The 22,610-nt window shown below is 69.4% G+C and carries 21 protein-coding genes; 18 read left to right on the top strand and 3 right to left on the bottom strand.

Annotated features, from left to right (window positions below):
- The first annotated feature begins 109 nt into the window (after window positions 1-109).
- The 11 genes from FBY39_RS06730 to FBY39_RS06780 all read left to right on the top strand — a co-directional run bounded on the left by FBY39_RS06730 (window position 110) and on the right by FBY39_RS06780 (window position 12,505).
- Window positions 110-1,216, top strand: coding sequence for a sugar ABC transporter substrate-binding protein (locus FBY39_RS06730; protein ID WP_141931289.1), 1,107 nt, complete (start codon window positions 110-112; stop codon window positions 1,214-1,216).
- A 65-nt stretch (window positions 1,217-1,281) separates the two neighbouring features.
- Window positions 1,282-2,814 carry a sugar ABC transporter ATP-binding protein gene (locus FBY39_RS06735; RefSeq protein WP_141931291.1) on the top strand — a complete coding sequence of 511 codons (1,533 nt, stop codon included), beginning with the start codon at window positions 1,282-1,284 and terminating at the stop codon, window positions 2,812-2,814.
- Entirely contained in the window at window positions 2,811-3,815 is a 1,005-nt protein-coding gene (locus FBY39_RS06740; RefSeq protein WP_141931293.1) for an ABC transporter permease, read from the top strand. Before FBY39_RS06735 ends, FBY39_RS06740 begins: the two co-directional genes overlap by 4 nt.
- Window positions 3,808-4,683: an oxaloacetate decarboxylase gene (locus tag FBY39_RS06745; RefSeq protein WP_160133013.1), complete on the top strand. Its 876-nt coding sequence runs from the start codon at window positions 3,808-3,810 to the stop codon at window positions 4,681-4,683. Before FBY39_RS06740 ends, FBY39_RS06745 begins: the two co-directional genes overlap by 8 nt.
- Window positions 4,680-5,567 carry a DUF6282 family protein gene (locus tag FBY39_RS06750; RefSeq protein WP_141931296.1) on the top strand — a complete coding sequence of 296 codons (888 nt, stop codon included), beginning with the start codon at window positions 4,680-4,682 and terminating at the stop codon, window positions 5,565-5,567. Before FBY39_RS06745 ends, FBY39_RS06750 begins: the two co-directional genes overlap by 4 nt.
- A gap of 25 nt (window positions 5,568-5,592) precedes the next feature.
- Entirely contained in the window at window positions 5,593-7,191 is a 1,599-nt protein-coding gene (locus FBY39_RS06755) for an amidase family protein (protein WP_141931298.1), read from the top strand.
- On the top strand, window positions 7,191-7,589 hold the full coding sequence (locus FBY39_RS06760; RefSeq protein WP_141931300.1) for a carboxymuconolactone decarboxylase family protein: 399 nt from the start codon (window positions 7,191-7,193) through the stop codon (window positions 7,587-7,589). The genes FBY39_RS06755 and FBY39_RS06760 overlap by 1 nt, the downstream gene beginning before the upstream one ends.
- Window positions 7,586-8,581, top strand: a complete 996-nt coding sequence (locus FBY39_RS06765; RefSeq protein WP_141931302.1) for an LLM class flavin-dependent oxidoreductase — start codon at window positions 7,586-7,588, stop codon at window positions 8,579-8,581. The genes FBY39_RS06760 and FBY39_RS06765 overlap by 4 nt, the downstream gene beginning before the upstream one ends.
- Window positions 8,578-9,702, top strand: coding sequence for an alcohol dehydrogenase catalytic domain-containing protein (locus tag FBY39_RS06770; protein ID WP_186336929.1), 1,125 nt, complete (start codon window positions 8,578-8,580; stop codon window positions 9,700-9,702). The genes FBY39_RS06765 and FBY39_RS06770 overlap by 4 nt, the downstream gene beginning before the upstream one ends.
- Window positions 9,699-10,712 (top strand): glucose-6-phosphate dehydrogenase (coenzyme-F420), encoded by a 1,014-nt coding sequence (fgd, locus tag FBY39_RS06775; RefSeq protein ID WP_141931306.1) that lies wholly within the window; start codon window positions 9,699-9,701, stop codon window positions 10,710-10,712. The genes FBY39_RS06770 and fgd overlap by 4 nt, the downstream gene beginning before the upstream one ends.
- Window positions 10,713-10,792: 80 nt before the next feature.
- Window positions 10,793-12,505: a long-chain-fatty-acid--CoA ligase gene (locus tag FBY39_RS06780; protein ID WP_141931308.1), complete on the top strand. Its 1,713-nt coding sequence runs from the start codon at window positions 10,793-10,795 to the stop codon at window positions 12,503-12,505.
- A 33-nt stretch (window positions 12,506-12,538) separates the two neighbouring features.
- Here the strand turns inward: FBY39_RS06780 and FBY39_RS06785 are convergent, their stop codons facing one another.
- Together FBY39_RS06785 and FBY39_RS06790 are read right to left on the bottom strand one after the other, a co-directional pair.
- Window positions 12,539-13,039 (bottom strand): GNAT family N-acetyltransferase, encoded by a 501-nt coding sequence (locus FBY39_RS06785; protein WP_396652298.1) that lies wholly within the window; start codon window positions 13,037-13,039, stop codon window positions 12,539-12,541.
- 2 nt (window positions 13,040-13,041) lie between these two features.
- A complete protein-coding gene (locus FBY39_RS06790) occupies window positions 13,042-13,389 on the bottom strand; it encodes a helix-turn-helix transcriptional regulator (RefSeq protein ID WP_141931313.1) in 348 nt (115 codons plus the stop codon).
- An 89-nt stretch (window positions 13,390-13,478) separates the two neighbouring features.
- On the opposite strand from FBY39_RS06790, the gene FBY39_RS06795 reads away from it, so the two are divergent.
- The 7 genes from FBY39_RS06795 to FBY39_RS06825 all read left to right on the top strand — a co-directional run bounded on the left by FBY39_RS06795 (window position 13,479) and on the right by FBY39_RS06825 (window position 22,041).
- Window positions 13,479-14,804, top strand: coding sequence for an FAD-dependent oxidoreductase (locus tag FBY39_RS06795; RefSeq protein ID WP_141931315.1), 1,326 nt, complete (start codon window positions 13,479-13,481; stop codon window positions 14,802-14,804).
- A 186-nt stretch (window positions 14,805-14,990) separates the two neighbouring features.
- Window positions 14,991-15,920, top strand: a complete 930-nt coding sequence (locus FBY39_RS06800; protein WP_141931316.1) for a formate/nitrite transporter family protein — start codon at window positions 14,991-14,993, stop codon at window positions 15,918-15,920.
- Window positions 15,921-15,931: 11 nt separating this feature from the next.
- Window positions 15,932-18,583, top strand: a complete 2,652-nt coding sequence (gene nirB, locus FBY39_RS06805; RefSeq protein WP_141931319.1) for a nitrite reductase large subunit NirB — start codon at window positions 15,932-15,934, stop codon at window positions 18,581-18,583.
- A complete protein-coding gene (nirD, locus tag FBY39_RS06810; RefSeq protein WP_260837472.1) occupies window positions 18,580-18,966 on the top strand; it encodes a nitrite reductase small subunit NirD in 387 nt (128 codons plus the stop codon). The genes nirB and nirD overlap by 4 nt, the downstream gene beginning before the upstream one ends.
- Window positions 18,963-20,195, top strand: a complete 1,233-nt coding sequence (gene cobA / locus FBY39_RS06815; protein WP_141931320.1) for a uroporphyrinogen-III C-methyltransferase — start codon at window positions 18,963-18,965, stop codon at window positions 20,193-20,195. The genes nirD and cobA overlap by 4 nt, the downstream gene beginning before the upstream one ends.
- Window positions 20,192-21,352, top strand: coding sequence for a uroporphyrinogen-III synthase (locus FBY39_RS06820; protein ID WP_141931322.1), 1,161 nt, complete (start codon window positions 20,192-20,194; stop codon window positions 21,350-21,352). The genes cobA and FBY39_RS06820 overlap by 4 nt, the downstream gene beginning before the upstream one ends.
- Complete coding sequence (locus FBY39_RS06825; RefSeq protein ID WP_141931324.1) at window positions 21,349-22,041, top strand: sirohydrochlorin chelatase; 693 nt, start codon at window positions 21,349-21,351, stop codon at window positions 22,039-22,041. The genes FBY39_RS06820 and FBY39_RS06825 overlap by 4 nt, the downstream gene beginning before the upstream one ends.
- A gap of 14 nt (window positions 22,042-22,055) precedes the next feature.
- Here FBY39_RS06825 and FBY39_RS06830 read toward each other — a convergent pair whose 3' ends face one another.
- Window positions 22,056-22,550, bottom strand: a complete 495-nt coding sequence (locus tag FBY39_RS06830; protein ID WP_141931326.1) for a DUF4188 domain-containing protein — start codon at window positions 22,548-22,550, stop codon at window positions 22,056-22,058.
- Between the last annotated feature and the right edge of the window lie 60 nt (window positions 22,551-22,610).

The following is a 22,610-nucleotide window of genomic DNA, read 5'->3' on the forward strand; positions in this document are numbered from 1 at the left end:
CGAAACCGACGCCGTTCTCGGAGCTTTCTCGCCCGACGAGCCTGACCGGGTGACTGCACCACCCGCGGCACCCGCCGCACCCGACATCGAATGTGAAAGGAGTCGAGCCATGAAGAAGCAGATGTGGTTCGCGCCCGTCGTCCTCGCTACGGCTGTCCTGCTGCTCAGCGCATGCAGTGGTCCGGACGAAGACGTCGCGGCACCCAGCGCCGAGGCCGGCGCTGTGCCGGAGGCGATCGCCGCGATCGCCGAGCAGGGTCGACAGGAGATCTCCGCCTGGCCCGGTCCGACAGACAGCCCGCAGGCGGACGGGACGGCGCTGTCCGTCGTCGTCGTGCCCTGCGGAATGGCGACCGAGGGATGCAAGCGCCAGGCGGAGGGCTTCATCGAGGCCGCCGACGCCCTCGGATGGGAGACGACCCTCGTCGACCCGAAGGGCGACCCCTCGCTGGACAACGCCGCCATCGACCAGGCCATCACGCAGGACGCGGACGCTGTGTTCCTCGTCTCCATCGACCCCGACATCGTCGCCGGCGCGCTCGAACGTGCTCGTGACGCGGGCATCTTCGTCGTCGCCTCCGCGACAGACAACACGACGGGACTCGATCACGAGGTGTCCCTCCACGGAGACGAGGAAGGCCGGATGCTCGCGGCGCAGATCGTCGTGGAGACGGGCGGCGACGCGAAGGTCGCGATGTTCACGGGCAACGAGTTCAAGACCGTCGTCAAGCGCGTCGAAGGCAGCAAAGAGGTCTTCGCCGACTGCTCCGGATGCGAAATCGTGGCGGAGCAGGACATCTCGCAGACCGCGGGCGGTCCCGATCTCGTCTCGCTCGTGCAGAGCACGATCCAGGCCCACCCCGACGTGAACGTCCTGTGGGCTCCGTACGACGCCGCCGCCACCGACATGGTCCAGGCGGTCCAGCAGTCGGGCCGCGATGACGTCATGGTCGCGTCGTTCAACGGCAACCTGCAGAACCTCGAGTTCATCCGCTCCGGCGCACCGCAGAAGATCGTGGTCGGCGAGGCGCTCGAGTGGGTCGGTTGGGCGGGCGCCGATGCGGTCCTGCGACTGAGCCAGGGCGCTCCGATGGTCGAGGACGACGGTGTTCCCGCTCGCATCCTGACCGCCGACAACCTGCCCGAGCAGGGCACGGCCTGGACCGGCGACTACGACTTCCGCTCGGAGTACAGCCGCATGTGGGGCATCGGCTGACGTCGCCCCTCGTCCGGTCGGGGAGGGCGCGTGCGTCCTCCCCGACCCCGAAGCAAGGAACTCCCATGGATGCTGCCATCGAGGTCAGGAACATCTCGAAGACCTTCGGCGCCCAGCGTGCGCTCGATGACGTCACCGTCTCGTTCGGCGCCGGACGCGTCACGGCCCTTCTCGGGCAGAACGGCTCCGGCAAGTCGACTCTCATCAAGATCCTCTCCGGCTTCTACACCCCCGACCCCGGCGTCGGCGAGGTCTTCGTGAAGGGTGAGCCGCTTCCCCTTCCCGCCCACCCTCGCCACGTCCACTCGCTCGGGGTGAGATTCCTCCACCAGGACCTCGCGATCGTGCCGGCCATGTCGGTCAGCGACAACTTCGCGCTGACGGAGCGCTTCACCGGTGTCGTGCGCGCCGGACTCATCTCCCAGCGGCACCAGGATGCTCGTGTCACGGACACCCTCGATCGCTTGGGCGTCGACGTCGACCCGTCGACGCTCATGAACCAGCTCGCCCCCGCGCAGCAGACCATGGTCGCGATCGCCCGCGCCTTCTTCGAAGCCGAGCGGCCGACGATCTTCCTCGACGAGCCGACCGCCTCCCTGCCCGAGTCGGAGGTGCAGAAAGTGCTCGGCGCGCTGCGCGCCGCCGTCGCCGAGGGCGCCTCGATCGTCTACGTCTCTCACCGCCTCGACGAGGTCAGACAGATCGCCGACGATCTCGTGATCCTCCGTGACGGTCGCCTCGTGACCCACACGCCGAACGCGGGACACTCCACGGGCGACCTCATCGAGCTCGTACTCGGCCGGGCGGCACCGGTCGTCTCCCACGAGCGCTCGAGTGTCGAGCGCCCCACCGTCATGGCGGTCGAAGACCTTCGAGGTCCGCGCCTCCAGGGCGTCTCGTTCGACGTCGGTCGCGGTGAGATCCTCGGGATCACCGGCCTCATCGGATGCGGACGCTCCGAGCTCGCCCGCATGCTCGCGGGCGCGCAGGCTCCGACGGCGGGAAGCCTGGCGCTCGACGGCGAGCGATATGCGCCGCGGTCGCCCCGGCACGCACGTCGTCGCGGCGTCGGCTACGTCCCGCAGGATCGCAGAGCCGAAGGCGCCGTCACGGGAATGACGGTCGCGGAGAACGCGACGCTCAGCGTGCTCCACAGCGTCAGCGACGCGGGCTTCGTCAATCGGCGCAAGGAAGACGACCTCGCCCGCACCCTCGTGGAGCGGTTCGGGGTTCGTCCCCCCATCCCCTCCGCGCCGATCGACGATCTCAGCGGCGGCAATCAGCAGAAGGTCGTCTTCGCCCGCAATGCCGCCCTCGATCTGTCCGTCCTCGTGCTCGACGAGCCGACACAGGGCATCGACATCGGCGCACGCAGCGAGATCGCCGGCATCTGTCGCGAACTCGCCGCGACGGGAATCTCCCTCGTCGTCGCGTCGACCGACTTCGACGAACTCGCATCACTGTGCGATCGGGTCCTCGTGCTCGATCGCGGACGACTCGTCGACGAGGTCAGCGGGTCCGACATCACCGTCGAACGCCTCACGTCGTCCAGCTTCTCTCCACCGTCACCCGAATCCTCGTCAGGAGCCCTCTCATGACCACTACGGCCACTCCTGCCGCCACGCGCGGCACCGGCCGCCGCATCGCACAGCAGGCGGTGGGCAACTACGCCATCGTCATCTTCCTGCTCGTGCTCATCGCCGTCTTCTCGATGGTGGCGCCCACCCTCTTCCCCACCTGGTCGAACTTCCAGGCCATCGCCAACAATCAAGCCGTCCCGGCGATCCTCGCGCTCGCCGTCATCCTGCCGCTCGCGGCGGGGGAGTTCGACCTGTCCGTCGGAGCGACCCTCGGCTTCACGTCGGTCCTGACGGCGTGGGCCTCGATCGGCGGTGTGCCTCTCGTGCCGGCCATTCTCCTCGGCATCGGCGCCGGCGCAATCATCGGCGCCGTGAACGCCTTCCTCGTCGTGAAGGTGCGCGTCAGCGCATTCATCGCGACGCTCGGCATGGGCACCCTCCTGTCGGGCGGCAATCTCCTCCTGACGAACGGGTCGGTGCTCTTCGAGGGGATCGACGAGGGTCTCACCGTGATCGCGCGCAGCCGCTTCCTCGGTCTGCCGCTGACGTTCTACTACCTCATCGTGATCGCCTTGATCCTGTGGCTGCTGCTCGAGCGCACGCCCTTCGGCCGCTACCTCGCAGCGACGGGACTCGGCCGCGCACCTGCGCGCCTGGCAGGCGTGCCGACCAACGCGTACCTCGCGATCGCGTTCATCGGGGCGGGGGCGCTCGCCGGCGTCGCCGGTGTGCTCCAGACCGGGACCGTCGGCTCCGCGAGCCCGAGCACGGGTCCCGCGTTCCTGCTCCCCGCCTACGCCGCGGCGTTCCTCGGGGCCACCACGATCCGTCGCGGAAGGTTCAACGTGTGGGGCACGATGGTCGGCGTCCTCGTGCTGGCGGTCGGCGTTTCGGGTCTCAACCTCCTGGGCGCGCCGTTCTGGGTGGCGCCTGTTTTCAACGGGCTGGCTCTTCTGCTGGCCGTCTCCTTCGCCGCCATTCTGGCCGGCCGTGGCCGGAGAGGATCCGCCGGTGCCTGAGTCGCGTATCGCCACCGCCATCCGCGAGGCGGGGGGCACCATCCTGCTCCCCGGTGTCGGAACCCCTCTCGAAGCCCTTGCCGCGCAGAGCGCCGGCGCCACGGCCGCGTACGTCAGCGGATACGCGACGGCCGCGTGGCGACACGGCCTTCCCGACATCGGAATCATCGCCCTGGCCGAGATCACCGAGTCGTTGCGGGCTGTCACCGCCGTCGTCGACATCCCCGTCATCGTCGACGCAGACACGGGCTACGGCGACGTCGTCAACGTCGCGCGGGCCGTCGAACGCCTCGAGTCCTCGGGTGCTGCCGGCATCCAGTTGGAAGACCAGACGTGGCCCAAGCGCTGCGGGCATCTGCGGGGCAAGTCCGTCGAGCCGACCGACGTCATGGTGCGGAAGATCCGTGCCGCGGTGCGCGCCCGCGCAGATGCGGGCACGCTCATCGTCGCCCGCACCGATGCGCGGGCACCGTACGGCATCGCGGAAGCGATCGACCGTGCTCGGCGCTACCACGACGCGGGCGCCGATGCACTGTTCATCGACGCGCCCGAGAGCGAAGCGGAAGTGGAGCAGATCGCGCGGGAGGTCCCCGGCATCCTCGTGGCCAACATGTCGGAATCGGGGCTGACGCCCATGCTCTCTCGCGAGAGGTTCGCCGAGCTCGGCTACGGCATCGTGCTGTACCCGACGTCGTCGCTCCGGATCGCATCGGATGTCTTCGTCCGCTTCTTCCGCGATCTTCTGGCCGACGGTGACAGCTCCGCGTGGGTCGGGCAGATGTCCACCCTCGGCACCCTCAACTCGCTCGTCGGCATCGAGGCGGCGGAGCATCTCGAGGCGGCCGTCCTCGGTGAGGTCGGCCAGTGACCGTCGCGGAGGGGATCCTCGAGGGAGCCGTCGACCTCCACCGGCACGGGTATCCGGAGATCTCCGATGATCTGCGCACCCCTGTGTCCGATGTCGACGACGTCACGACGTGCCGGGATGCGGGGATGCGCGGGGTCGTGCTCAAATCTCACGTATGGCCGACCATCGGGCGCGCGCAGATGGTGGCCCGGGCCGTCGAGGGGATCGCGGTGATCCCCTCGATCACCCTCAACCGCTTCGCGGGCGGCATCACGCCCGACATCGTGGAGATGGCCGTCAAGCAGGGCGCTGGTGTCGTGTTCCTCCCGACCGTGAGCGCGGCGAGCGACCTGGCCCGCGGGGGGATCTCGGCACGGATCGCCGGCGTCATCGATCGCTTCGATCCGGCTCGCGAGAGCGGTACGCGGATCCTCACGGATGACGGCGACCTCACGGCGGACACCGCGGATCTGCTCGACGTGCTCGACGACTTCCCCGTCCTCGTCTACTCGGGGCACGTCAGCACGACCGAGACGATCGCTCTCCTGAAGACCGGCAGGCTGAGCGATCGCTACGTCTTCGCGCATCCCGACAGCCATTCGATCGGGGCCCGCGCCGACGAGATGGTCGAGGCCGCCCGCCTCGGCGCCTTCGTCGAGATCTGCGCCCTCGGCGCGTACCCGCAGATCGGACGCGTCACCCACGCCGACCTGGCCGGGATGGTGCGGCTCGTCGGCGCAGAACGGTGCGTCGCGACATCCGACTACTTCTTCGACTGGAGCCCGTCCTCCAGCACGATGCTGCAGGACCTCGCCGACGGGCTCGCCGATGCCGGTCTGTCACGCCGCGAGCTGGAGCTGATCTTCCGGGACAACCCGGCACACCTCGTACACAATCACCTCTGACACCCTGACCCCGAAAGGAGCGACGATGCGCCGAATGACTCCCGAGGACATCACCACCCTCTCCACTGAACTGGGCTTCCCCATCTCCGCCGCCGACGCGGAGCGATTCCAGGCATTGACCGACTACATGATCGACACGGTCGACCGCTTCGACGACGTCGCGCGTGCGCAGGCGAAGCCCGCTGCGCCGCGGCGCGACCCCGGACGTCGACCCGCGCGCGACGAAGACCCGCTGAACGCCGTCCTCCGGGTCGTCGACGTCGCCGAGCCGGCTGCGTCGGGCGTGCTCGACGGGCTGAACGTCGTCATGAAGGACAACATCCCCGTCGCGGGGGTTCCCATGAGCATGGGATCGGATGTCCTGACGGACTTCGTGCCGTCGGAGGATGCCGAGCTGACGCGCAGGGTGCTCGCGGCGGGCGGACGGATCGTCGCGACGACGAACATGGAGGCGTTCGCGTTCTCCGGTGGTGGCGAGACCTCAGGCCACGGACGCGTCGAGAACCCCTTCGATCGCGCTCGTACGGCGTCGGGGTCGTCGACGGGATCGGCCGTGGCGCTGTGGTACGACGGCGTCGATCTGGCGTGGGGGACGGACACGGGCGGGTCATGCCGCATCCCGGCCTCGTGGAGCGGCGTCCTGGGCCTCAAGCCGACACACGGACTCGTGCCGTTCAGCGGCATCCCGACGTCGGACTGGCGGTTCGACCACGCGGGGCCGCTCGCCCGCAGCGTCGAGATCATGGCGCGCGGAATGGATGCGGTCGTCTCGCCCGTCGTCTACGACGATGCCGAGTACGACGCCCCCGCGCGCATCGAGCGACCCGAGTACGCCGCCGAGGTGGCTGCGACCGGCCCCGACCTCACGGGTGTCCGGATCGGTCTCGTCCGTCAGGGCTTCCGTGCGGCCGACGATCCGGATGCCGCGGAGGGCACGCTCGAGACGGCGGACGCCGTCCGCGCCGCCGCCGAACGTTTCGCCGCGCTCGGGGCCGAGGTCGTCGACGTCGATCTGGACGTGCTCGCCGAGGGCGGCGACGTCATGTTCGCCGCGATGCTCGAGTCGGCGACCGCCGCGACCTTCGGGTGGCCCACCGCCTACCACTGGCTCGCGGAGTCTTCACCGGAGTTCGCGGCGGCGCTCTCGACGTCGCTCGCGACCCGGGGCGACCACCTGCCGGACAACTTCAAGGCCGTGCTCATGGTCGGGACCTACCTCAACCGGCAGCGCGGCGGTGAAGTCGGAGCGCGCGCGCACCAGCTCGCCGCGGGCATGCGCGCCGACGTCGACGCGGCGCTCGAGGGTGTCGACGTGCTCATGATGCCGACGACGTCGCACACGCCCTTCCTCGCCCGCGACGACGTCGACGGGGTCGAGCGGTCGCTGCGGGGCTGGGGCATGATGCACAACGTCCCGCTTTTCAACCTCACCGGCCACCCCGCGATCAGCATGCCCGCCGCCGAGTCCGACGGGCTCCCGGTCGGCGTCATGGCGGTCGCTCGACGCCACGACGACGTGCGGCTGCTGACCCTCGCCCGTGCCTACGAGCTCGGTCACGGGTGGTCCTTGCAGGACGCTCCGTTCGACTGGACGCAGCCCACGACCTTCGCGAAGGGGCAGTGATGGATGCCACGGCGGTGACCGACCTCGTCGCCCGGATCGAGCGCGATCGAGGCGTCGTCCACCCCAACCTCGAGATCGCGTCGAGGCAGAGCCCGGATGCCCTCGCGCAGTTCCACGCGTCGTACATGCACGCCGTGCACGAGAACGACGTGCTGCCGCGCGCGACGAAGGAGCTCATCATGATCGCCGCCGACGCGGCGGTGTACTTCACCTACGGCCTGAAGTTCCACATGGGCGAGGCGCTTCGTCACGGCGCGACGCGCGAGGAGATCGTCAACGCGCTCGAGCTCGCGGGGCTCGTGGGCGGCTTCCACGTTCCGATGATGGCCTTCCCGCTCCTGGAAGAGGTCCTTGCGACCGACGAGTTCGCGCATCTCGCACGGACGGATGCCGGATGAAGGCCGGACTCTTCCTCACGAACGAGCACACGGCTCCCGCAGACCTGTCGGCGCACCTCGGCCAGCAGTTCGACATGACGAGGGCCGTCGCAGAAGCAGGCTGGGACTCGATCTTCACGGGACAGCACTTCATCACGGAGGGGACGCAGCGCCTCCAGCCCCTGCCGTTCCTCGCGCGACTGGCTGCGGAGGCGCCCGGCCTCACGTTCGGGACCGGCATCCACCTCTGGACGCTGGGAAACCCCGTGGCGATGGCCGAGGAGTTCGCGACGCTCGACGTCATCACGGGCGGAAAGACCGTCGCGGGCCTCGGTCTCGGCTACCGTCCCGAGGAATTCGCCGCCTTCGGCGTCGACCGTCCCTCGCGCGTCAAGCGGTTCGAGCGCAGCCTCGACATCGCCCGTCGACTCTGGCGCGGCGAAGCGGTCGACGCGGACGAGCCCTGGTGCCGGCTGGAAGGGGCGACGATCGGAACGCCACCTGTCGCCGGCGACATCCCGGTGTGGATCGGTGGCACGAGCGACCCCGCCGTACGCCGTGCGGGGCGGCTCTCGGAGGGATGGATCCTCAACCCGGCCGCGCCGAGTGAGACGATCGCGCGACAGGCCGCGCTCTACCGCGAGACCTCCGTCGAGCAGGGCAACGGCCGGGGGTGGATCGCGGCGTTCCGCGAGGTGTTCTGCGCCTCGACGAACGAGCAGGCCCGCGCGCAGGCGCTGCCTTATCTCGAGAAGAAGTACGGCCGCTATGCCGCGTGGGGCCAGGACGACGGGCATCCCGATCATCAGGCCCTCACGGGAGAGGCCGACACCGTCGGCCGGGGCCGCTTCATCGTGGGCGACCCCGAGCACTGCCGGACGGAGCTCGCCCGCTTCCGTGACGAGATCGGCGTCGACGAGTTCATCTACCGGACCGAGTGGCCCGACATGCCCGCCGAGTCGGCGTACTCGTCGCTGGACCTGCTCATCAGAGAGGTGGTGCCCGCGCTGTGAGAATCCGCGGAGCAATTCTGGATGCCGAAGGCGCGCCCCGCCCATACGGCGCGTCGATGCCGTTGCGGCTCGCCGAGATCGACCTCGATCCGCCGGGCCCGGGCGAGATCCTCGTGCGCATCGAAGCGGCGGGGCTCTGCCACTCGGACCTCTCGGTCATCAATGGCGACCGTTCGCGTCCCCTCCCCATGCTGCTGGGGCATGAAGCATCCGGTCGGGTCGTCGAACGCGGTCCGGACGTCGACGACCTCGAGGTCGGTGACCGCGTCGTCATGACGTTCCTCCCGCGCTGCGGCGAGTGCGCCGCGTGCGCGAGCGACGGCCGCATCCCCTGCCAGCGGGGGAGCGCGTCGAACACGGCGGGCACATTGCTGTCGGGTGAGCGCCGTCTCCACGAGAACGGCCGCGATCTGCAGCACCATCTGGGAGTATCCGCCTTCGCGACGGCGGCGGTCGTCGACCGGCGTTCTGTCGTCCGGGTCGATGGCGACGTGCCCCCCGATGTCGCGGCACTCCTCGGATGCGCCATCTTGACGGGAGGCGGCGCCGTTCTCAACGCCGCACCTCCCGCGCCCGGCGACCGTGTCTGCGTCGTGGGACTCGGGGGCGTCGGGATGGCGGCGCTTCTGACGGCCTGCGCGCTCGACGACATCGAGGTGATCGGCGTGGACTTCGACGAGGGAAAGCGTGCGACGGCTCTCGAGCTCGGCGCGGCGCGCGTGTACACGCCGGACGAGGCGCGCGAAGCGGGCGTGCGAGCGGAGGTCGTCGTCGAGGCTGCGGGCGTTGCGGCGGCTTTCGAGATGGCGCTGGTCCTGACGGCGCCGGGGGGCACGACGGTGACGGTCGGCCTTCCGCATCCGGATGCGCGAGTGTCGGTGAGTCCGCTCCTGCTCGTCGCGGAGGGGCGGCACATCGTCGGCAGCTATCTCGGCTCCGCCGTCCCTGAGCGCGACATCCCCCGCTACGTCGAGCTGTGGCGCAGCGGCAGGCTCCCGATCGACCGACTCATCTCGGCGCACCGCGACCTGTCGGACATCAACGCGGGCATGGACGAGTTGGCCGAGGGCCGATCCATCCGCCAGATCATCGATTTCCCGGTCGAGGGGATCGGATCATGAGCGTCGTGCGGTTCGGGCTGAAGGCGTCGGCGGAGCAGTTCGCGCCCCGCGAGCTCGTCGAGATCGCGGTCGAGGCCGAAGCGGCCGGATTCGACAGCGTGACCGTCAGCGACCACTTCCAACCGTGGCGTCACACGGGCGGACACGCCCCCTTCGCCCTGGCATGGATGGCCGCCGTCGGAGAGCGGACGTCGTCGCTGACCCTGGGCACGTCGGTCCTCACTCCCTCGTTCCGCTACAACCCGGCAGTGCTCGCGCAGGCCTTCGGGACGATGGGATGCCTCTTCCCGGGGCGCATCTTCCTCGGGGTGGGCACGGGTGAGGCGCTCAACGAGGTCGCATCGGGGTGGGAGGGGCCCTGGCCGGCGTTCCGCGAGCGCTTCGCTCGGCTGCGCGAGGCCGTCGATCTCATGCGCCTGCTGTGGAGCGAGGATCGCGTGACCCTCGACGGCGAGTACTACTCGGTCCGAGATGCCACCGTGTACGACCGGCCCGAGCGACCCGTGCCGATCTACGTCGCGGCGGGCGGGCCTGTCGTCGCCCGCTACGCCGGCCGCGCGGGGGACGGCTTCATCTGCACGTCCGGCAAGGGGATGCCCCTCTACACCGACGAGCTTCAGCCTGCCGTCACCGAGGGCGCGCGTGCCGCCGGTCGCGATCCGGAATCGGTCGAGCGGATGATCGAGATCAAGGTTTCGTACGACACCGACCCCGAGCGCGCGCTCGAGAACACGCGGTTCTGGGCGCCCCTGTCGCTGTCGAAGGAGCAGAAGCACGATCTGACGGACCCCGTCGAGATGGAGAAGGCGGCGGATGCTCTGTCGATCGAACAGATCGCGTCGCGATGGATCGTCGGCTCGGATCCCGAGCAGGTCGCGGCGGGCATCCGGCAGTACATCGAGGCGGGCTTCACGCACCTCGTCTTCCACGCGCCCGGATTCGACCAGCGACGGTTCATGGCGCAGTTCTCCCGCGACGTGTTGCCTCTCCTCGCGGAGAGCGGGGACTGACCTTCGGACGGCGACGCCTCGCCCATGCCGGAGCCGGAGACCGTCAGGATGCCCACGGCTCGAACCCGTACGCTGGCGGCGTGACGACAGAGAACGACTCCCGTGCACCCCTGAGCGACCGCCCGTGGCTGAGCGCCTACGCCGACGGCGTGCCCCACGACATCGAACCCGTCGCCGAGACGCTCGTCGGAATGCTCGAGGCGTCCGTCGCCCGCTACGGCGATCAGGTCGCGCTGGAGTTCTTCGGCGAACGCACGACCTACGCCGAACTGGGTGAGCAGGTGTCGCGCGCGGCAAACGCCCTCCGCAAGCTCGGCGTCGAGGCCGGCGACCGGGTCGCGCTCGTGCTGCCGAACTGTCCGCAGCACGTCGTGGCGTTCTACGCGGCCCTGCGCATCGGTGCGATCGTCGTGGAGCACAACCCGCTCTATACGCCGCGGGAGCTCCGGCACCAGTTCGAGGTGCACGAGGCCGTCGTCGCGATCGTGTGGGACAAGGTCGCAGACGTCGTCGCCGACTTCCCGCGCGACATCGCTCCCGCCGCCATCGTGGCCGTCGACCTGACGGATGCCATGCCGTGGACGACCCGCGCGGCTCTCCGCCTCCCGGTCGCCCGCGCCCGCGAATCCCGCGCGGCCCTGACGGCGAAGCCGACCGCCAAGGGCGTGCTCGAGTGGGCGGCGTTCGCACGCGCGCGCCGCCTGTCGCGCAAGCATCCTTCTCCCACCCTCGACGACATCGCGCTCCTCCAGCTGACGAGCGGCACGACGGGAACCCCCAAAGCGGCGATCCTGTCGCATCGGAACCTCCGCTCCAACGCTGCGCAGGGTCGGGCGTGGGTCCCGGGTCTTCGCGAGGGCGAAGAGACCTTCTACGCCGTTCTCCCGATGTTCCACGCCTATGGGCTGACCCTGTGCCTCACGTTCGCGATCTCGATCGGCGCGCGTGTCGTCCTCTTCCCGAAGTTCGATGTCGAACTCGTCGTCGCGGCGGCGAAGAAGAGCCCGCCGACCTTCCTCCCGGGCGTCCCGCCCATCTACGACGCGCTGTCGCGCGCGACGACCCGCAAGGGCGTCGACCTCTCGAGCATCCGCTTCGCCATTTCGGGCGCGATGAGCCTTCCCGTCGCGACCGTCGCGCGCTGGGAGGAGGCGACCGGCGGCCTCCTCGTCGAGGGGTACGGGATGACGGAGACCTCGCCCGTCGCCCTCGGAAACCCCATCGGACACACACGGCGGCCCGGCACCGTCGGCGTGCCCTTCCCCAGCACCGAGATCCGTGTCGTCGACCCCGACGACCCGTCGCAGGACCGCGCGCTCGGCGAGTCGGGGGAGCTCCTCATCCGGGGTCCGCAGGTGTTCCAGGGGTACTGGCGGCGACCCGACGAGACTGCCGCCGTGCTCCTCCAGGACGGATGGCTCCGGACGGGTGACATCGTGACGGTGTCGGACGACGGCTTCGTGACCGTCATCGACCGCGTCAAGGAGCTCATCATCACGGGCGGCTTCAACGTCAGTCCGACCGAGGTCGAGCAGATCCTGACGCAGCATCCCGACGTCACCGCGGCGGCCGTCGTCGGCCTCCCGCGCTCTTCGGGTGGCGAAGACGTCGTCGCGGCCGTCGTCGTCAGCGACGGGGCCGTGTTCGACTCCGATGCGCTCAGGGACTTCTGCCGCGGACACCTCGCCGCCTACAAGGTGCCCAAGCGCATCGTCGAGGTCGACGACCTCCCGCGCTCGCAGATCGGCAAGGTCCTCCGCCGCTCGGTCCGGGACCAGCTGCTGGCGCGCTGACCCGGCCCGGCGGGCGGTGGCTCAGCCCTCTGGTCAGTCGGGGCGGCGGCGCTCGATGAGGACGGTGTCCCTCCACTGACCGGCCCACGGACCGTAGGTCATGAAGGCGATGCGCTCTCTCTGCCCGACCCGGCGGAAACCGGCCCGTTCGTGGAGTGCGAGGCTCGCGACGTTCTCGGGGAAAACGCTCGACTGGATGGTCCAGATCCCGTCGTCGTCGGCCGCGCGAAGGAAGGCCGCGAGAAGCAGCGCGCCGACGCCCCGGCCGCGTGCGGAATCCGCGACGTACACGGAGTGCTCGACGACACCGCGGTAGACGTCACGTGCGGAGATGCGGGATGCCGCGACCCATCCCGCGAGGATTCCGTCGTCGTCGACCGCGACGAGTCGTCCCGTCGTGATCTTGCCGGCGTCGAAGGTCGACCAGTCCGAGGGCGGCTCGGATTCGAACGTCGCGTTCCCGGTCGCGATGCCCTGGCGGTAGACGGCTTCAACGGCGGGCCAGTCATCGGCCCCCATGGGCCGCACGTGCATCGTCATTGCCGGAGGGCTCGGGATGCCTGCTCGAGGGCGTCGCTCACGACCCGGTAGTACGCCCAGCGGCCGCGCTGCTCGCGTGTCGCCAAGCCCGCCTCGACGAGGAGCTTCATGTGGTGCGACACCGTCGGCTGGGAGAGTCCGACGGGGTCGGTGAGGTCGCAGATGCACGCTTCTCCACCTTCGGAGGCGGCGATGAGTGAGAGGAGCCGCACGCGGGTCGGGTCGCCGAGCGCCTTGAACGTGTGCGCGATGCGCTCCGCCTCGCCGGGCGTGAGGACTCCGTCGGTGACCGGCGTGCAGCATCCCGAGTCTTCCGTGGTGAGCAGAGGGAGCGGAACGGGCATGCGACGATTCTTGCACGTCGTATTGACATTCGTCGATAGATCGAACAAGGTCGATGCATCGAGCTTTGTCGATCTGTAGGGAGAGCCGCATGGAGAGCACGTTGCCCGTCGTCGTCATCGGAGCAGGCCCGCAGGGTCTCGCCGCCGCGGCGCACCTCGTCGAACGCGGCGTCCCCATCGTCGTGCTCGAGGCCGGGGACGGTCCGGCGGCGGCTGTCGCGGAGTGGAGTCACGTGCGACTCTTCTCCGGATGGTCGGAGCTGATCGATGCGGCATCCGCTCGGCTCCTGCAGCCCACGGGCTGGACGGCACCGACCGAGGGATACCCCACGGGCGCGCAGTGGATCTCGCGCTACCTCGCCCCGCTCGCGGACGTGCTCGGTGATCGCATCCGGTACGGAGCGCGGGTCGTCGGCGTATCGCGGCTCGGACGAGACCGGACGATCGACGCCGACCGCGGCACGCAGCCGTTCACGGTGCACGTCGAGTCGGCGGACGGCGACGAGTATCGCGTACACGCTCGCGCGGTCATCGATGCATCCGGCACCTGGGCGTCGCCCAACCCCGCAGGCGCCGACGGCATGCCGGCGCTGGGGGAGCGAGCATCCGCTGATCTCCTCACCTACCGCATTCCGGATGCCCGTGAGCGGGAGGCCTACGAGGGAAAGCACACGGTCGTGATCGGATCCGGCCACTCCGCCATCACCGCCGTCATGACTTTGGCGAGGATGGCACGGCGCGATCCCGCCACGACGGTGACGTGGTGCCTGCGCCGGGCGACGGCCGACAACGCCTTCGGCGGCGGTGAGGCCGACGAGTTGCCCGCCCGCGGCGCGCTGGGCACGAAGGTGAAGGCGCTCGTTGATGCCGGTCTCGTCGCGCTCGAAACGGGGTTCCGGGTCGAGCGGGTCGCGCGTCGCTCCGACGGTGTCACGCTCGTCGCCGAGGACAGCCGCACGCTCGAGGCGGACCGCGTCGTCGTGCTGACGGGGTTCCGTCCCGACCTGTCGTTCCTGTCGGAGATGCGCCTCGAGCTCGATCCGACGCTGCAGGCGCCGACCCGCATCGCCTCCGAAGTCGATCCGAACGTGCACTCGTGCGGCACGGTCGCCGCGACGGGAGCCGCCGACCTCACGCATCCCGAACCGGACTTCTACATCGTGGGCGCGAAGTCGTACGGCCGCGCCCCGACCTTCCTCGCGCTGACGGGCTACGAGCAGGTCCGGAGCGTCGTCGCCGAGCTGGCGGGCGATCACGCCGCCGCGCGACGCGTCGAGCTCGTCCTGCCGGAGACCGGCGTCTGCGGAGGCGCGGGGGCGTTCGACGGCGCCGGGTCTTTCGACGGCGCGGGCGGAGCATGCTGCGCGCCACCCGCGCAGGTTCTGCAGATCGGACGCGCCCCCGCCGCCGTCTGACGAGCGTCGTCGCGACGGAGTCAGCAGTCCGGCGCGAAGTTCTCACAACGGTCCTCCACGCGGTGAGAGGAGGAGGTAACGCAACGCGTTCATGGCGGTCGTTCCGGGGAAACACCACGGCTCTAGCGTCGAGGCACGCACCACGAACCGGAAGCTCCATCCCGCCCCGCCGCTCGGAGGAACACGATGTCGTACGTCAAGCCAGCTGAACTGATCGGAACCGTCGTCGACGCGGGAGCGTCGAAAGTCCTGCTCTCCACACGGGACACGCTGATCCGCGCCATCATGGGCGGCGCGCTCCTGTCGCTCGCGGCGGCCTTCGCGGTGACCGTTTCGGTGACGACCGGCGTGCCGCTCTTGGGTGCACTGCTGTTTCCGATCGGATTCATCATGCTGTATCTCCTCGGCTTCGATCTGCTCACCGGTGTCTTCGTGCTGACGCCGCTCGCGTGGCTCGACAGACGACCGGGAGTGACGGTCGGCGGAATCCTGCGCAATTGGGGACTGGTCTTCGTCGGCAACTTCATCGGGGCATTCACCGTCGCTATCCTCATGGCGGTCGTCGTGACCTACGGCTTCTCCGTGCCGCCGAACGAGGTCGGCGAAGCGATCGGCCACATCGGCGAAGGACGCACGGTCGGCTATGCCGAGCACGGGTTGGCAGGCATGCTCACGCTCTTCATCCGCGGCGTGCTGTGCAACTGGATGGTCGCGACCGGCGTCGTGCTCTCGATGGTGTCGAAGAGCGTGCCCGGCAAGATCATCGCGATGTGGATGCCCATCATGCTCTTCTTCTTCATGGGCTTCGAACACTCGATCGTCAACATGTTCCTCTTCCCCTCCGGGCTGCTCCTCGGGGGCGACTTCACGATCATGGACTATCTCATCTGGAACGAGATTCCGACGGTCGTGGGCAACCTCGTCGGCGGGCTGCTCTTCGTCGGACTGCCGCTGTACTTCACCTACGGCCGGTCCACGTCGCCCCGCGCGCCGCGGCGGAGTCGGCGGTCGGGCACCCCGGCAGTGACGGCGACCGGTGGTGCGGGCCAGGCGGCTCCCGCCACGACGGACAGTGCACCCGCGGCCCCCCTCGTCGACGCCCCCGTCGGCGTCTGAAGGACACTCCGATGGGTTCCGTTGTTCGCAGATCGAAACACGGCGCTGACGACGCGGCAACACCGCGCACCTACCGTGAAACCGTGAGCTCCATCGGCACCGACGTCCGCGACGTCGTCGTGGTAGGAGCGGGGATGGTCGCGCACAGGTTCGTCGAGAGTCTCCTGAGTCGAGCGGATGCCTCATGGCGGATCACGGTGATCGGCGAAGAGGCGAGGCACCCGTATGACCGCGTGGGACTGACCTCCTTCTTCGCCGGCGCCTCCGCCGACGACCTCACGCTCGCGACCTCCTGGCTCGAGGACGATCGCGTGCGATTTCTGCGGGGCGATGCCGTCGCATCGATCGACCGCGCCGCTCGGCGGGTGACCACGCGCTCGGGACGATCCGTCGCTTACGACCATCTCGTGCTCGCCACCGGCTCGTACGCGGCTCGACCGGCCATCGACGGGCACGACCTTCCCGGATGCTTCGTCTACCGCACACTCGACGATGTCGAGCACCTCGCGCAGTTCGTCCGCAGACGCGCCGCAGAGCTCGGACGGCCACTCGTGGGTGCCGTCATCGGCGGGGGACTGCTGGGACTCGAAGCGGCCGGCGCGCTGCAGGTCCTCGACGTGGGGTGCACCGTGGTGCAGTCCTCGGATCGTCTCATGTCGGCTCAACTGGATCGTCCCGCAGGCGATGCTCTTCGCCGACTCATCGAGAGCCATGGCATCAGGGTGCGGACGGACTGCGTCACGACGCGCCTCGACCCCGACCGTACCGGCCAGGTCGCGGGACTCGAGTTCCGCGACGGGAGCTATGAAAGCGTCGACGTCGTCGTCTTCACCGTCGGGGTGCGTCCTCGCGACGAGCTCGCGCGGTCAGCCGGCCTCGGAGTCGACGCTCGGGGAGGGGTCGTCATCGACGCCGGGACCGCCACATCTGACGCGCACATCTTCGCGATCGGGGAGGTCGCGAGCTACGCGGGAGCCAGTGTCGGCCTCGTCGCACCGGGGTATGCGATGGCCGAGGTCGCCGCGACGCGCATCCTCGGCGGCGAGGCGGAGTTCGCGGGGTATGACCTGTCGACGAAGCTGAAGCTCTCGGGGGTCGACGTCGCGAGCTTCGGAGATGCGTTCGCGCAGACCCCCGGTGCGTTGGACGTCGTCTACGCGGACCCGGTGGCCGGTGTCTACAAGAAGCTCGTCGTCTCGGACGACGCCAAGACGCTTCTGGGTGGCATCCTCGTGGGCGATGCGTCGGCGTACGGCTCGCTGAGACCCCTCGTCGGCAGCGCTCTGGGCGGCGATCCCGTCGCCTACCTCCTCCCGGAAGGCGACAACGCCTCGTCCCGCGGTGAACTGCCGGACGAAGCGCTCGTCTGCTCGTGCAACAGCGTGACGGCCGGTGCCATCCGTTGTGCCGTGCGCGACCACGGATGCACCGACACGACAGCAGTCGCAGCGTGCACGACAGCCGGGGCGGCGTGCGGCTCCTGCGTGTCGACGATCAAGAAGATCGTCGACAGCGAGCTGATGAAGACCGGCGCCGTCGTGAGCACGGCGCTGTGCGAGCACTTCGACATGTCTCGTCGCCAGCTCTTCGACGCTGTGCGGGTCTCGGGGCTGGTGACCTTCAGCGCCGTCATCGACCGCTTCGGCAGCGGGCGGGGCTGCGACATCTGCAAGCCGGTGCTCGCCAGCATCCTGTCGACACTCACGGGAAAGCACGTGCTCGACGGGGAGAATGCAGGGCTCCAGGACACGAATGATCACGTCATGGCGAACCTGCAGAAGGATGGCAGCTACTCCGTCGTCCCGCGCATCCCCGGCGGCGAGATCACGCCGGACGGGCTCCTCGTCATCGCCGAGGTCGCCCGCGACTTCGGCCTCTACACGAAGATCACGGGCGGCCAGCGCATCGACATGTTCGGCGCGCGGCTCGAGCAGCTTCCCGACATCTGGCGCCGCCTCGTCGACGCGGGCTTCGAATCCGGGCACGCCTACGGCAAATCTCTGCGCACGGTCAAGTCGTGTGTGGGATCGACGTGGTGCCGATACGGGGTGCAGGACGCGGTGGGTATGGCCGTCGCCCTCGAACTGCGCTACCGCGGTCTGCGGTCGCCGCACAAGATCAAGCTCGGCGTTTCCGGCTGTGCTCGTGAGTGCGCCGAGGCGCGAGGCAAGGACGTCGGCGTCATCGCGACCGACGCAGGCTGGAACATGTACGTCGGCGGCAACGGCGGCTTCACTCCCCGTCACGCCGTGCTGCTGGCCGAAGGGCTCAGTGACGACGCACTGCTCACGGCGATCGATCGCTTCCTGATGTACTACGTGTTCACGGCCGATCGGTTGCAGCGCACCGCGCCGTGGTTCGCCGATCTCGAAGGTGGCATCGATGGTCTTCGGGAGGTCATCTTCGACGACAGCCTCGGGATCTGCGGCGATCTCGACGCGGCGATGGCTCGCCACGTCGAGGGCTACGAGGATGAGTGGAAGGCCACGCTCGACGATCCCGAGAAGCTCCGTCGATTCGCGTCGTTCGTCAACGCCCCGACGACGCCGGATCCGGCCCTCGCCTACACGGCGGAGCGGGGTCAGCCGCGGCCTGCCACTGAGGCGGAGCGTGCCGATCCTCGGGTGCTCATCGCCGGCACGACCCTGGAGGTGCGCCGGTGACTCTCGTGCAGCAGCAGCCCGCGGAGGCGAGGACGGCGCACAGCGCATGGGTGCGCGTGTGCGCTGTCGCCGATCTCGAAACCGAGCGAGGTCGTGCAGCTCTCGTCGGCGACGTGCAGATCGCGCTCTTCCTTCTGCACTCGGGTCGAGTGCACGCGGTGTCGAACCTCGATCCCTACAGCGGTGCGCACGTCATCTCGCGCGGCATCGTCGGTACGAGGCAGGACGTTCCGACCGTGGCATCCCCCATGTACAAGCAGGTGTTCGACTTGCGCACGGGAGTGTGCATCGATCCGCGAGGCAAGGACCCGCAGATGCTGCAGGTGTGGCCCGCCGCCGTCGATGACGGGCACGTGCTGATCCGGATGGAGGGAGCGCGATGACGACGATGCTCGGGGTCTCGCTGACGGGACGTCGCGTGGTCATGGTCGGAGGCGGAGCCGTCTCCGCGCGGCGCCTCGCCCGCTTTCTCGCTGACGGCGCCGACGTCGTGGTCGTGGCGCCGGAACTCATCGACGGTATGCGTGAACTCGTCGAGGCTCACGGCGTGGACTGGTACCCGCGAAGGGTGCGCGAGTCCGACCTCGACGAGGCGTGGCTCACTCACACCGCGACCGGTGACGCGCGTGTGGATGCCGCGGTCGCGGGCTGGTGCGAGCGTCGCCGCATCCTGTGCGTCAACGCGTCCGACGGTGCCCACGGCAGCGCGCGCCTCGCGGCCGAGAGCCGCGCCGGTGATGTCGTCGTCGGCGTCGTGTCGGACACCGGTGTCGACCCGGGGCGGGCAGCTCGCGTGCGGGATGCCGTCGCTGCCCGTCTGCGCGACGGTTCGCTGCCCCTCCGACGTCGTCGCCGACAGGGCTCTGGGCGCGTCGATCTCGTCGGCGGCGGTCCGGGTCCCATCGACCTCATGACGGTTCGTGGGCGCAGGCTGCTCGCTGAAGCCGACGTCGTCGTCGCCGACCGGCTCGGCCCGACCGATGTGCTGACCGAACTGGAAGACGGCGTCGAGGTCATCGACGTCGGCAAGCGTCCCGGGCACCATCAGATGACGCAGGACCAGATCAACGCGCTCATCGTCGAGCTCGCGCTGGAGGGCAAGCGTGTCGTTCGGCTGAAGGGCGGCGATCCCTTCGTGTACGGGCGTGGCGGTGAAGAGGTTGCCGCGTGCCTCGCGGCAGGCGTCGCCGTCGAGGTCGTGCCAGGCCTCACGAGCGTCGTTTCGGTGCCGCAGGCAGCGGGCATCCCCGTGACTCACCGTGGTGTCTCGGCGGGAGTCCATGTCGTCAACGGTCAGGCCGAGATCACGGCGTCGACGCTCGCAGCACTTGCGGACGACTCCGTCACCACCGTCGTGCTCATGGGTGTCGCGGCGCTCCCTCGGCTTGTCGAGGCCGCGCGCACCGCGGGCGTGTGCGCCGATCGGCCGATGGCCATCATCGAACGCGGACACACTCCGACGCAGCGCACGACGCGGTCGACGCTCGCCAGGGTCGTGGAGGATGCGGCGAGGGCAGACGTGCGCAATCCTGCCGTCATTGTGATCGGCGATGTCACCCGAGCCGATCTCCTGATGTCCGTTCCCGAAATGGCAGGTGATCCCGCTCTTTGACCGACCCGACCCGCCCCGCACTCTCGGCCGCACTCGCCGGTACGTCGATCGTCATCGCTGTCGATAGACGGTCGTCCGAGCTCGCTGCCGCGCTCGAGAGGCATGGAGCGCTCGTGCGCCACGCGCCGGCACTCACGATCGTCCCCCACATCGATGACGAAGCGCTCATCTCGGCGACGCGCGCCCTCATCCAGACCCGTCCGGACGTCGTCGTCGCTACGACAGGGGTGGGATTTCGCGGGTGGATGGAGACGGCCGAAGAAGCAGGGATGCTCGACGAGCTGTACGCTGCGCTCGCGGGCGCTCAGATCGTGGCGCGCGGTCCGAAGGCGCGGGGCGCGATCCAGCAGGCGGGTCTCTCAGCCGACTGGGTGGCGGAGTCGGAGACCTCAGCCGAGCTCGGTGAATTCCTCCTCGCGGAGGGACTGGCCGGGCGGCGCGTCGCGGTACAACATCACGGTTCTGGGGCGGACGGCCTGGACGACCTCTTCGCGGCCGCAGGCGCTGACGTGGTGAGCCTCACGGTCTACCGGTGGGGGCCGCCGCCCGACCCGGCGCTCGTCTCCCGTTCGGTCATCGCGACGGCGCACGGGGAGGTGGATGCCGTGCTGTTCACGTCCGCTCCGGGAGCTGCGGGATGGCTGGCTGCAGCGGAAGAGTGCGGCGTTCGCGAGCGGATCGTCGAGCTGTCGTCGATGCGGCGGCTCTTGCTCGCGGCCGTCGGGCCCATCACCGCCGCACCGCTTGCCGAAGTAGGAGCGAAGGTTCTCGTCGCCGAGCGCGGGCGACTCGGGTCCCTCGTGCGCGGCGTCGTGACCCACTTCGGAGGAGGTCACGCGCCATCCCTGCAGACCGGGTCGGGCCGCCTCGAGCTGCGCAGCACGGGCGCGCTGCTCAACGGGTCGATCGTTCCCCTGTCTCCGTCGGGGAACGCGGTGCTCCGTGCACTGTTCGACGCGGCAGGGGGCGTCGTCTCGCGCCCGGAGCTGCAGTCCGTCCTTCCGCGGTCGATCGAAAATGCCCACGCCGTCGATGTCGCCGTCGGACGATTGAGGGAGGCGCTCGGTGACCCGCGGCTGATCCGCACGGTCGTCAAACGCGGGTACCGACTCGATGTCGTCGAATCGGGGCTCGACGCGACGGAGCAGGAGTCGTGAGCACGACGCTTGTCGCCTGCTCCCACGGCACGAACTCCTCGGCGGGTCGCCTCGCGGTGACGACGCTCGTGGAGGGAGTGGCCGCCCTCCTTCCCGACGTGCGAGTGCGCGAGGCGTTCGTCGACGTGCAGGATCCCCACGTCGCCGAGGTCGTCGATGCTGCGCTCGCCTCGGGGACGGCTGTCGTGGTGCCGCTGCTGCTCTCCACCGGGTATCACACGAAGGTCGACATCGCTCGGGCTGTCGGTGCGCATCCGGGGCGGGCCGCGGCGACGCGGGGTCTCGGTCCGCATCCTCTGCTGACGGACATCCTGTGTGATCGACTGCGGGACGTCGGTCTCGTGCAGACGGATGCCGTCGTACTGGCCGCCGCGGGGTCGAGCGATCCCGAGGCGGCTGTCGATACGCGCGCGACGGCCGCGGATCTCGCACGACGCCTCGATCGGCCCGTCACGGTGGGTTTCGCCGCCGGTGCGGGGCCCGACATCGGCACGGCGGTCAGTGAAGCGCGTTCGCGGGGAGCGTCTCGCGTCGTCGTTGCCAGCTACGTCCTGGCCCCGGGCTACTTCGCCGACCTCATCGCACGCAGCGGTGCCGATGTGGCGACGATGCCGCTCGCGCCAGACTCGCGCTTGGCGGAGATCGTCGCTCAGCGGTTCCGTGACTCACCGGGGCGCCATCACCTGTAACGAGCAGCCGTACGTCAGCCCGCTGACGCTGCCGTCCGGCCGTCGGCGAATCGCGCCCGTGCGCGGTCGTGCCGGCGAGGAACGTCCACCCGCTCGGTCGCGAGGGAGAGGCCCATGGACGGCGTCCCGACATACATCGACTCGGCGGTGTCGACGAGGAACGTCTCGTGCCAGACGCCGACGGCGCCGGGCGCTTTGCGGGCGGCCTTGTTGAAGCGGGTCCACGCCGGCCGGTGTTCCTGCGTGGGAGAGGAGGCATACGCGTAGAGCTTCTCGACCGACGACCAGTACTGCACGACGTAGGGTCCGCGGGCCCCGACGAGAAGAGCGTGCCCGAGGAGACCCGAGTCGGGATCAGTGCTGAGCTCGCGCAGCATCCGGGGCATCGCCATGAAGGCGGGACCCCACAGATCGGGCCGCCACCACTTGTTGATCGTCATTCCGATGTGGAAGACGACGAGTTCTCCGTCGTACTTGTGGGTCATGCGCCCCGGGTCGATCGTGGACATCGCCTCGCTCCTTGATGGATAGTGCTGCTATCTAGTGTTGGATAGTATCACTATCGAGTC

It is taken from the genome of Microbacterium sp. SLBN-146, from assembly GCF_006715145.1.
In the GTDB taxonomy this organism is placed as follows: domain Bacteria; phylum Actinomycetota; class Actinomycetes; order Actinomycetales; family Microbacteriaceae; genus Microbacterium.